The sequence below is a fragment of the Mesorhizobium sp. M2A.F.Ca.ET.039.01.1.1 genome, assembly GCF_003998035.1.
Classification (GTDB): Bacteria; Pseudomonadota; Alphaproteobacteria; order Rhizobiales; family Rhizobiaceae; genus Mesorhizobium.
The window spans coordinates 1-9,646 of sequence record NZ_RZRY01000191.1; the positions used below are offsets into that span (position 1 = coordinate 1).

Sequence of the window (9,646 nt, forward strand, 5' to 3'; positions counted from 1 at the left end):
GTCACGGAATGGATTCTATGGTCTGCGCGCGTCGCTTCGCTCCTTGCTCCGCCATAGAATGACGACGCGAGAGGCGTTTCGCTCCATCACGAAGGCAGGCGATACGGTCGTCGCCGCGCGGTGAAATTCAGGTCAGGCCGAGTCGAAAATGGCGGATCCCGAGAACCGGAGCGGAGCGTACTTGAAAGTACGTGAGCACCGGAAGCGCAGGGAGCCGGCATTTGCAGGCCGGCCTCACCTGAATTCTAGTTCACCTCAAAACCCAGCTTCTGCCGCAGCCTCAGCATCCGCTGGTCGGGTATCCTGAGGCTCTGCTCGCCGCCTTGCGCGACACGGTTCAGCATGCTGAGCAGGTCGTCACGCTCATGCGGGTCGAGACGGCCGCGCAGGAACGGCGCCAGCTTGTCGATGACGATCGTCGTGTCGTCGACCTGCGCTGCAGCCCATTTTGCGTAGACGACCGCCTCGTCGGTCTTCTTCGGGCTTTCCGCGATCTGCGAGATGACGTCCCGGATGACAGCCTCGCGCTTCGGCAGCACCGGCCCTTGCTCGGCAACGATCGCGGTGATCAGCGTCGCGGCCGCCACCACCGGATCGTCGATCGCCGTCAGCGGCGAGAGCGCGGCCTGGTTGCGCAGCTTCTTGCGGCGCAGGTTGCCCTGGACGCGCCCGACGACGTCGGCGACCTCACGCGCGGCGTCGCTCATATATTTCAGCCGGTACCACCAGATGGCGGCCGCTCCGAGCAGGCCAAGTATCGCGATAAGAATAGGCATGCCGAATTCCCCCGAAATCGCGGCCACGATAAGAGAGATGCGGCGTTGCTTCAACACGCAACGGTTGCGTCCGTGAAGAAACCCTGAAGATGTTTCCCGCGTGAGACGGCCGCAACGCGCCATGCCCGGCCTGACCGGCGCCTATGACCCCGGTATGTTGTAGATCGCCCTGACCTCGACCGTGCCGAGCTCGGCCAGCGGAATGCGCTCCGCGATCTTCAGCGCCTCGGCAAGGTCGGCCGCCTCGACCATGACGAAGCCGAGCAGCTGCTCCTTGGTCTCGGCGAACGGCCCGTCGGTCACCAGTACCTTGCCCTTGCGCCGCCTCAGCGACTTCGAGGTCTTCACCGATTGCAGGGCCTGTGCGATGACCAACCTGCCTTGCCTGTCGAGGTCCCTGTCATAGGCAAGCGAGTCGGCATCGAGCCTGGCCGCCCGTTCCGGGGTGAGCGCGTAAAGGTCCTTCTCCTCGCCATAGACCAGCAGGACATATTTCATTTCGAGCTCCCTTCGATGGCCACGTTGTAAGAGGCAAAGGCGGCGGTGTCAGTTTTGTTTGCCGTGGCCACGTGGTCGAGCAGGCACGCCGCCACGCCGACAATAGCGATGGCCGCAAGCAGTCGACCGAAACCGGGCGCCGGCGGATCCAGCCAGAACTCCTCCGCTCGCCGGGCATTTCGCTCCGGCTTCCCCCAGATCGCAACAAACAGATTGTCCATCTCAAATCTCCATCGGCCGCGAGTGGCCGCCCGCAGGACGGTCGGGCCGATGGCAAGTCGACATTCTTGCGCGCATTTTTTTGAGATTTTTCGGTCTGCCCACCACACGGGCGGAAAGCGCGTCGATTCCGGTGAGGCGGCCTCACCCGAATCTCGACGCGCCGGAGGATGGCCTTCCGCCGCGCCCGCGCTATAGTCCAGGAGAACGCCGGCGGCCGCCGGCGCAACCCCGACAGACCAGGAGGACTCCATGGATCGCACCGCAAACGCCGTCTGGAAAGGCAATCTGACGGAAGGCCAGGGCACGCTCGACACGCAGAGCGGGACCTTGAAGGGCACGCCCTATTCCTTCAAGGCGCGCTTCCAGGACGAGAGCGGCAAATCCGGCACCAATCCGGAAGAGCTGATCGCGGCGGCGCATGCGGGCTGCTACGCCATGCAGCTGTCGCATTTCCTGGCCGAGAACGGCACGCCGGCCGCAGAGCTCGACGCCAAGGCGGTGGTGACGCTGGTTCCCGGCACCGGCATCACCGGCAGCGCCATCACCCTGGTCGGCAAGGTGCCCGGCATCGACGCGGCGAAGTTCAAGGAACTGGCCGAGAAGGCCAAGGCGGAGTGCCCGGTGTCGAAAGCGCTGGGGGCAATCAAGGTGTCGCTGGACGCAAGGTTGGGGTGAGGCAGATTTGCGCGGGGTGGTGATCCTTCGCCCCCCTCTCTGCCCTGCCGGGCATCTCCCCCTCAAGGGGGGAGATTGGCAGCTTCGCCGTTGGCGCTCAGCTTGCGGCGTTGGAGATTGGCGAAACCCGCCGTGACATCTGATCTCCCCCCTTGAGGGGGAGATGTCCGGCAGGACAGAGAGGGGGGCTCCGCGCCAACGCTTCTGAAGCTACCCGCCCAGCGCCTCGATCTTCGCTCGAAGCGCCGCGACCTCCTCCTCCAGCGCCTTGACCCGCGCCTCGAGGTCGGAGTCCGCCGACGCCGCCGGCTGCCACGGCGCCGCGACGGCCGCCGCATCCACCGGTCCGCTGAGCAAATGAACGTAGCGCTCCTCGCGCTGGCCGGGCGCGCGTTCGAGCAGCTGGATCAGTGGCGGCCTCCGCCCGATCATCAGGTCGAGATTGTCGCGCAGCTCCTCGATCGAGGCGAAATGCGCCATCCGCTCGGAGCGCGCCAGCAGCTCATGCGCCGTCTGCGCGCCGCGCAGCAGCAAGAGCCCGATCACCGCGATCTGCGGCGTGGTCAGCGAAAAGCGCTGCGCCATCAGATGCTCGTAGCGCTCGACCCGCGAGGCGAAGGCCTGGCGCACCAGCCCTTTCTGCTCGAGCGTGCTCAGCGCCCGCCGGATCTCGGTCAGCTCCAGCGCCATGACAGGCTCGCGCGCCGTCTTCTGGTTGGCGGCGGCGTGCGCCCCGTTGAGCGTCAGCGGATAGACGTCCGGCGTCAGCTCCTTCTTCTCGATCAGCGAGCCCAGCACGCGCGCTTCGACGGCGGAAAGGACGGGGAGATCGGTCATTGGCTGCAATCCTTTCTAGCGCTGGCGGGACAGCGCCCCCCTCTGTCATGCCGGACATCTCCCCCACAAGGGGGGAGATCAGCAGCTTCGTCAACAGCGCTCACTCTTCGACGACGGCGATTGGCGAAAGCCGCGATGACAGCCAATCTCCCCACCCGTGGGGGAGATGTCCGGTAGGACAGAGGGGGGGCGCGAAGGATCGCTGCTTGCGAGATTGTCGCGAACGAAGAGGCGAAGCCTAAACCCTTCGCTCCACCATCATCTTCTTGATCTCCGCGATCGCTTTCGCAGGGTTCAAGCCCTTCGGGCAGGTCTGCGCGCAGTTCATGATGGTGTGGCAGCGATAGAGCCGGAACGGGTCTTCGAGATTGTCGAGCCGCTCGCCCGTCGCCTCATCTCGGCTGTCGATCAGCCAGCGATAGGCCTGCAGCAGCGTCGCCGGACCGAGATAGCGGTCGCCGTTCCACCAGTAGCTCGGGCACGACGTCGAGCAGCAGGCGCACAGGATGCACTCGTAGAGCCCGTCGAGCTTCTCGCGATCCTCATGGCTCTGCAGCCATTCCTTGGCCGGCGTCGGCGAGACCGTCTTCAGCCACGGCTCGATCGAGGCGTGCTGGGCGTAGAAATTGGTGAGGTCGGGCACCAGGTCCTTGATCACCGGCATATGCGGCAGCGGGTAGATCTTCACCGCGCCGGAAATGTCGTCGGCGCCCTTGGTGCAGGCGAGCGTGTTGGAGCCGTCGATATTCATGGCGCAGGAGCCGCAAATGCCTTCGCGGCAGGAGCGGCGCAGCGTCAGCGTCGGGTCGATCTTGTTCTTGATCCACAGCAGCGCGTCCAGCACCATCGGCCCGCAATCGTCCATGTCGACGAAATAGGTGTCCATGCGCGGGTTTCCGCCATCGTCCGGCGACCAGCGGTAGATGCGGTATTCGCGCAGGTTGGTGGCGCCCTCCGGCTTCGGCCAGGTCTTGCCCTGCTGGACCTTGGAATTCTTGGGAAGCGTGAGTTCGACCATTACCTGCGGTCCTTTCGGATGACGAGCTTCAGCCCGGACCAGATTTCGTTGACGGCGGCGACCTTGACGTCGACCAGGTCGCGCTTCAGCGCCTCCGACCGGATCACGTCCTCGGTGACGTCGGTCGGCACTTTCGATGCCTTCTTCGGCCAAGAGACCCAGACCATGCCGTCGCGCTTGATCGCCGTCTCGATGCCGGGCAAGCCGTCCTCGATCTCGGCCCGCTGCCCGGTGAAGGCGTGCACGGCGTCGTATTTCCGGTTGCCCGAGATCGCCGACCACCTTGGCAGCCGATCGACCTCGGCAAACTTTACTGCCTCGGCCAAATCATCGAGCTCCGGCGGCAGCGCGATGAAGGCGGCGACCATGCCGTCCTTCAGGCCGAGCTTGGCCGGAAGGGGCGTGCCGGAATATCCCGCGGCCGCCAATGCCATCGTCAATACACCCTGGCCTTCGGCGCGATCTTGGCCGGGTTGATGCCGCCGTCCTTTTCCGCCAGCAGCGTCTCGGTATGCACCGGCCGGTACGTGAGCGTCACCGTGCCGTCCTCGCCGACATGGGCCAGCGTGTGCTTGCGCCAGTTGGCGTCGTCGCGGGCCGAGAAATCCTCCCGCGCATGCGCGCCGCGGCTCTCCTTGCGCGCCGCGGCGCCATAGACCGTGGTGATGGCGTTGGTCATCAGGTTTTCCAGCTCCAGCGTCTCGACGAGGTCGGAATTCCAGATCATCGAGCGGTCGGTGACCTTGATGTCCTTGAGCTCGCTCCAGATCTCGGAAACGCGCTTGCAGCCATTGTCGAGCGATTCCTGCGTGCGGAAAACCGCCGCGTCTTCCTGCATCGCCCGCTGCATCTTTTCCCGCAAGCTTGCCGTCGGCGTCGAGCCGTTGGCATGACGCAGCCTGTCGAAGCGGTCCATGATTTTCTCGACCGAGGCCGCGTTGGGCGCAGGGATGGGCGAATTGCGGTCGATCACCTCGCCGGCGCGAATGGCCGCGGCACGGCCGAAGACGACAAGATCAATCAGCGAGTTGGAGCCCAGCCGGTTGGCGCCGTGCACAGACGCGCACGCTGCCTCGCCCACCGCCATCAGACCGGGCAGCACGCGGTCGGGATTCTCGGCCGTCGGGTCGAGCACCTCGCCCCAATAATTGGTCGGCACGCCGCCCATATTATAGTGCACCGTCGGCAGCACCGGGATCGGCTCCTTGGTCAGGTCGACGCCGGCGAAGATCTTCGCCGATTCCGAAATGCCCGGCAGCCGCTCATGCAGCACCGCCGGGTCGAGATGGTCGAGATGCAGGAAGATGTGATCCTTCTTCGGCCCGACGCCGCGGCCTTCGCGGATCTCCATCGTCATGCAGCGCGAGACCACATCGCGCGAGGCGAGGTCCTTGGCGGACGGCGCATAGCGCTCCATGAAGCGCTCGCCCTCGGAATTGACCAGATAGCCGCCCTCGCCGCGCGCGCCTTCGGTGATCAGGCAGCCGGCGCCGTAGATGCCGGTCGGATGGAACTGCACGAACTCCATGTCCTGCAGCGCGAGCCCGGCTCGAGCCGCCATGCCACCGCCATCGCCGGTGCAGGTATGCGCCGAGGTGGCGGAGAAATAGGCGCGGCCGTAGCCGCCGGTCGCCAGCACCACCATCTTGGCCGAGAAGCGGTGGATGGTGCCGTCATCGAGATTCCAGGCCACCACGCCGGTGCAGGTGCCGTCCGGCTCGGTGATCAGGTCGAGCGCGAAATATTCGATGAAGAACTGCGCGTTGTTCTTCAGCGACTGGCCGTAGAGCGTGTGCAGCATGGCATGGCCGGTGCGGTCGGCCGCCGCGCAGGTGCGCTGCACCGGCGGGCCATCGCCGAAATTCATCATCATGCCGCCGAACGGCCGCTGGTAGATCTTGCCCTCTTCCGTGCGCGAGAACGGCACGCCGTAATGCTCGAGCTCGTAGACCGCCGCGGGCGCCTCGCGCACCATATATTCCTGCGCATCGATATCGCCCAGCCAGTCCGAGCCCTTGACGGTGTCGAAGAGGTGCCACTGCCAGTTGTCGGGGCCCATATTGGCGAGCGAGGCGGCGATGCCGCCTTGCGCGGCGACCGTGTGCGAGCGGGTCGGGAACACCTTGGTGATGCAGGCGGTGCGCAGCCCCTGCTCGGCCATGCCGAGCGTGGCGCGCAGGCCGGCGCCGCCGGCGCCGACGATCACCACGTCGAATTTGTGATCGACAAAAGTGTAGGCGGAAGCCGTGCCGGCTGTATTTGCGTTGGCCAAGACGTCAGCCTCCGAATGCGAGTTTGAGCAGGGCAAACAGCGAAGCGACGCCGACTGCCACGCAGAAGAAGGTGTTGAGCGCGATCAGCGCCAGCTTCATGCCTTCGCCATGGACATAATCCTCGATGATCACCTGCATGCCGATGCGCATGTGATAAAGCGGCGAGATCAGCACCAAGCCGAACATGACCACCACAAACGGGTTCGCGAGCGCGGCCCGCACCTCCGCGTAGCCGTGGCCGTTGATCGCGATCAGGAAGCCGACGAAGAACAGGACCAAAGGAATGTTGGCGATGGCGGTCAGCCGCTGCCGCCAGAAATGCCCGGTGCCTTCGCGGGCCGAGCCGAGGCCGCGGACCCTCGCCAGCGGCGTCCGCATGTCCGAATTGTGCGCGTTCATCAAAAAGCCCCCCTTGCCGCATAGCCCGCTATCCAGATCAGGAGCGTCAGCACGATCGAGCCGGCGAGCGTCGCCCAGGCGATCTTCGAGGCGGTGTGTTTTTCGAGCCCGGCGCCGGTATCCCAGATGAGGTGGCGCAGCCCGCCCAGCATGTGGTGCATCAGCGCCCAGGTATAACCGAACAGAACCAGCCGGCCGAGCCAGGAGCCGAATGCCCAGTCGACCCAGTCGAAGGCGGCCTGCGAGCTCGCGGCGGCGATCAGCCACGCCGCCACCAGCAGCGTGCCGAAATAAAGCGCGCCGCCGGTGATGCGATGGATGATCGACATCGTCATCGTGATCGGCGGCCGGTAGATCGTCAGATGCGGCGAGAGCGGCCGTTCACGTCTGGCAACTGCGCGGGTGGCTGGTGATTTGCTCATGGCTGCCCCAGTTCGGCGTCCTGGATGCCGCTACCGAGGAGCAGCGTTTTCCGCCCTCATATATGGCTCCGGACAGGCGGTTTCTAATGCTCTTTTTGCACCGCGTCAAAGCCGGAAAATCGTTTTGGAAACATCATTTAGTCTGACAAACCGGTGGTCGCGCGCTTCAATCGATTAGCGGCTGTTTAGAAGCCGGCGCATGGTCTCGTTGCAGTGCAGCAAAGAGCGCTATCTCCGACAGGTCTGCGGGGTGGATCCCCTCTTCATCACCAGCGCCTCGCGGCCGTCGATCACGATTGCGTCATGCGTCGCCGCCTCCTGGTAGCGGCTGCTCTGGTTGGCGGGCGAGGCCACGAATTCCTCGGTCGAGCCATCCGGGCGAGCCACGCGCAAAGACGAGCCGAGATTCTGGATGGTGATCATGCCGCCATTGCCGCATCTGTAGGTGGCTGTGCCGATGCCGGATCGCGGCACGGTGAGGTCGGTGATGATCTTGGTTGCCTGGGGTGCGGACGTTTTGGGCGCAGTGGCTCCCTGCGGCATTTGAGATGCCGGCGGCGCTGGAGGCGTCGCGGATGCGGCGGACTGCTGTGCCAGCGCAGGCGCGGCCACCGGGGCCGCCGCATTGGCCGCCTTCGGCACGCCGTCCTGCGGCACGCAGGCCGCGGCTGCGAGAAGCAGCGGGATGGTGATCGACACCCGAACCGTGTGGCCAAAGCTCATGCGCTGCCCTTTCGTGCGCGGCACGCTACAGCAATTCCAGGAAAAGTGTGAAACGGTTTTCCGTCCGGAATTGCGTCAAAACAAAGAGATAGAGTGGTTTGTCGTTTCCGTTAAACGGCGAACCGCTCTAGCCACGCGAGGCATCAAGATCAAGTTCACCCAGAGTGAGCCGGCTGCATGCCCGCCCGACGGCGGGCAAGAAACCGGCCCTCGAAATTAACCATGCTCCTTAAGAACCGGTGCCGAAAGCCCCCTGCCTCTTAACAAAGGTTAAGAAAGGGTTAATTTCCGATTCGGACCGGAATCCAGGCGCGATCCGTCGCGCCATCAAGGGAGAGCGACATGCGTTCGAATTCAGTGCGGGCTAGCCTTGCCGCAACAGTGCTGGCGGGATTGGTCTTGGCGATCGCCGCGCCGGCCGAAGCCGGCTTGCGCCATCGCGACCGCGTCTATGCCGATTCCTTCGGCAATCTCGTCATCGACAGCGCCGCCGGCTACAAGCGCATCATCGTCGGCAAGGGCAAGCTTGCCGCGAAGCTTTCCGAATTCACCAGCGCCGGTCAGCCCGATGTCGTCTATGACGACGCGGACGAGCCCGGCTGCTACCAGCCGCCGGTGCTGGTCAAGGGCCGATCTTATATGTACGGGCTTTCCGACGGCGAGATGCCCAACCTCAGCCCTTGCCGTTGAAGATCGTCGGCGTTTGGCGTCGCCTGAGCGCGCCTGACACGCGCACGCAGTCGCGGCCGGCATTCTTGGCGTCGTAGAGCGCGGCGTCGGCGCGCCGCAGAAGATCGGCAAACCCTTCGTCGGCGGCCAGCTCCGCCACGCCGAAGCTTGCGCTGCAGCGATGGTCGGCGGGGAGGCCCTCGATCGGCAAGGCTCCGAATGCGTTGCGCGCGCCTTCGGCAAACAGCCGCGCCGCCGCAAGATTGGTGCCCGGCAGGATGATGGCGAACTCCTCGCCGCCGATACGGCCGGCGACATGGTGCTCGGCCGCGGCCTCGCGCAGGAAGCCGGCGAATGTCTCGATGACGCGGTCGCCGCAGGCATGGCCATAACTGTCGTTGATGCTCTTGAAATAGTCGAGATCGGCGATCACCAGCGCCACCGGCACGCCGCGGCGGACGGCGTCGCGCATCGCAAAGACCGCGTGGCGCTCGAAGCCGCCGCGGTTGAACAGCCGCGACAAAGCGTCGGTTTCCGATTTCGAGGTCGCCTCGCTGAGCGCGTCGCGCACCAGCACGGCGAGCGCAAGCAGCGCCAGCGCCAGCCCGAACACGGTGCCGAGCGATTGCGACACCAGCGCGTAAGCCGTCTGCACATAGGCCTGCGGATTGGCGCCCCAGCCACCCAGCGCGCCGGCGATGAATGGCTTGGAGGCGAATTGCACGGCGCTGGCGCCAAGCACCAGCGCGAGCACATGGTCCAGCCATGCAAGCCTCTGCCGGGAGGACAGCACGATGCCGAGCGCCGCGAACTGCATGGCGGCATAAGGAAGCTGGTAGGCCATCATCCGCGCCAGCGACTGGCGCGGCAGGTCCTGCACCAGATAGACGGCGGCCGACGCGACGACCAGGAAGCACAGCATCGGCGCCCATGGCGGCCGCACGCCGTATTTATGGGCCAACCCGCCATTGAAAGCGATGGTCGCGCCGAGGAACACGGCAAAGGCGGCAACGACCGGCGACCGGGCGTCCGAGAAGGAGGGGATGCTGAATTCGATGCCGAAATAAGCCATGCCGAGCAGGTAGCTGAAGGCAAGCCAACGCGCCGACGCGCGCCCGGTGCCATACACGGCAA

The 9,646-nt window shown here is 65.2% G+C and carries 13 protein-coding genes; 2 read left to right on the forward strand and 11 right to left on the reverse strand.

Going from position 1 to position 9,646, the window contains the following annotated elements; translation table 11 throughout:
• Positions 1 to 245: 245 nt before the first annotated feature.
• The 3 genes from EOA24_RS16290 to EOA24_RS16300 form a co-directional block, all read right to left on the reverse strand.
• The gene (locus EOA24_RS16290) at positions 246 to 776 is read right to left on the reverse strand and encodes a hypothetical protein (protein WP_126080484.1); all 531 of its coding nucleotides are present in this window, start codon (positions 774 to 776) and stop codon (positions 246 to 248) included.
• A gap of 141 nt (positions 777 to 917) precedes the next feature.
• The gene (locus EOA24_RS16295; RefSeq protein ID WP_126080483.1) at positions 918 to 1,274 is read right to left on the reverse strand and encodes a YciI family protein; all 357 of its coding nucleotides are present in this window, start codon (positions 1,272 to 1,274) and stop codon (positions 918 to 920) included.
• On the reverse strand, positions 1,271 to 1,495 hold the full coding sequence (locus EOA24_RS16300; RefSeq protein WP_126080482.1) for a hypothetical protein: 225 nt from the start codon (positions 1,493 to 1,495) through the stop codon (positions 1,271 to 1,273). Before EOA24_RS16300 ends, EOA24_RS16295 begins: the two co-directional genes overlap by 4 nt.
• Before the next feature lie 250 nt (positions 1,496 to 1,745).
• Here EOA24_RS16300 and EOA24_RS16305 point away from each other — a divergent pair, with 250 nt between their 5' ends.
• Entirely contained in the window at positions 1,746 to 2,171 is a 426-nt protein-coding gene (locus EOA24_RS16305) for an OsmC family protein (RefSeq protein ID WP_042645515.1), read from the forward strand.
• A 210-nt stretch (positions 2,172 to 2,381) separates the two neighbouring features.
• On the opposite strand, the gene EOA24_RS16315 is transcribed toward EOA24_RS16305, so the two are convergent.
• From EOA24_RS16315 to EOA24_RS16350, 7 genes are all read right to left on the reverse strand, one after another.
• Complete coding sequence (locus EOA24_RS16315; protein ID WP_126080481.1) at positions 2,382 to 3,008, reverse strand: DUF480 domain-containing protein; 627 nt, start codon at positions 3,006 to 3,008, stop codon at positions 2,382 to 2,384.
• Positions 3,009 to 3,246: 238 nt separating this feature from the next.
• On the reverse strand, positions 3,247 to 4,026 hold the full coding sequence (locus tag EOA24_RS16325) for a succinate dehydrogenase iron-sulfur subunit (RefSeq protein ID WP_126080480.1): 780 nt from the start codon (positions 4,024 to 4,026) through the stop codon (positions 3,247 to 3,249).
• Positions 4,026 to 4,460, reverse strand: coding sequence for a DUF3052 family protein (locus EOA24_RS16330; protein WP_126080479.1), 435 nt, complete (start codon positions 4,458 to 4,460; stop codon positions 4,026 to 4,028). The genes EOA24_RS16325 and EOA24_RS16330 overlap by 1 nt, the downstream gene beginning before the upstream one ends.
• A gap of 2 nt (positions 4,461 to 4,462) precedes the next feature.
• A complete protein-coding gene (gene sdhA / locus EOA24_RS16335) occupies positions 4,463 to 6,298 on the reverse strand; it encodes a succinate dehydrogenase flavoprotein subunit (RefSeq protein ID WP_126080478.1) in 1,836 nt (611 codons plus the stop codon).
• Positions 6,299 to 6,302: 4 nt separating this feature from the next.
• Complete coding sequence (gene sdhD, locus EOA24_RS16340) at positions 6,303 to 6,698, reverse strand: succinate dehydrogenase, hydrophobic membrane anchor protein (RefSeq protein ID WP_126080477.1); 396 nt, start codon at positions 6,696 to 6,698, stop codon at positions 6,303 to 6,305.
• Entirely contained in the window at positions 6,698 to 7,120 is a 423-nt protein-coding gene (gene sdhC, locus EOA24_RS16345; protein ID WP_126080476.1) for a succinate dehydrogenase, cytochrome b556 subunit, read from the reverse strand. Before sdhC ends, sdhD begins: the two co-directional genes overlap by 1 nt.
• A 228-nt stretch (positions 7,121 to 7,348) precedes the next feature.
• Entirely contained in the window at positions 7,349 to 7,867 is a 519-nt protein-coding gene (locus EOA24_RS16350) for a hypothetical protein (protein WP_245467320.1), read from the reverse strand.
• A gap of 318 nt (positions 7,868 to 8,185) precedes the next feature.
• Between EOA24_RS16350 and EOA24_RS16355 the strand changes: the two genes are divergently transcribed.
• Complete coding sequence (locus tag EOA24_RS16355) at positions 8,186 to 8,533, forward strand: hypothetical protein (RefSeq protein WP_126080475.1); 348 nt, start codon at positions 8,186 to 8,188, stop codon at positions 8,531 to 8,533.
• Here EOA24_RS16355 and EOA24_RS16360 read toward each other — a convergent pair.
• A partial coding sequence (locus EOA24_RS16360; protein WP_133374530.1) for a GGDEF domain-containing protein occupies positions 8,517 to 9,646 on the reverse strand: 1,130 nt, incomplete at its 5' end. The genes EOA24_RS16355 and EOA24_RS16360 overlap by 17 nt on opposite strands.

Bases quoted from the DNA above. Each gene is read 5' to 3' on its own strand.
- EOA24_RS16305 (WP_042645515.1), top strand. From the start codon at position 1,746: ATGGATCGCACCGCAAACGCCGTCTGGAAAGGCAATCTGACGGAAGGC.
- sdhC (WP_126080476.1), bottom strand. From the start codon at position 7,120: ATGAGCAAATCACCAGCCACCCGCGCAGTTGCCAGACGTGAACGGCCG.
- EOA24_RS16300 (WP_126080482.1), bottom strand. From the start codon at position 1,495: ATGGACAATCTGTTTGTTGCGATCTGGGGGAAGCCGGAGCGAAATGCC.
- EOA24_RS16315 (WP_126080481.1), bottom strand. From the start codon at position 3,008: ATGACCGATCTCCCCGTCCTTTCCGCCGTCGAAGCGCGCGTGCTGGGC.
- EOA24_RS16355 (WP_126080475.1), top strand. From the start codon at position 8,186: ATGCGTTCGAATTCAGTGCGGGCTAGCCTTGCCGCAACAGTGCTGGCG.
- EOA24_RS16290 (WP_126080484.1), bottom strand. From the start codon at position 776: ATGCCTATTCTTATCGCGATACTTGGCCTGCTCGGAGCGGCCGCCATC.
- sdhD (WP_126080477.1), bottom strand. From the start codon at position 6,698: ATGAACGCGCACAATTCGGACATGCGGACGCCGCTGGCGAGGGTCCGC.
- EOA24_RS16330 (WP_126080479.1), bottom strand. From the start codon at position 4,460: ATGGCATTGGCGGCCGCGGGATATTCCGGCACGCCCCTTCCGGCCAAG.
- EOA24_RS16325 (WP_126080480.1), bottom strand. From the start codon at position 4,026: ATGGTCGAACTCACGCTTCCCAAGAATTCCAAGGTCCAGCAGGGCAAG.
- EOA24_RS16295 (WP_126080483.1), bottom strand. From the start codon at position 1,274: ATGAAATATGTCCTGCTGGTCTATGGCGAGGAGAAGGACCTTTACGCG.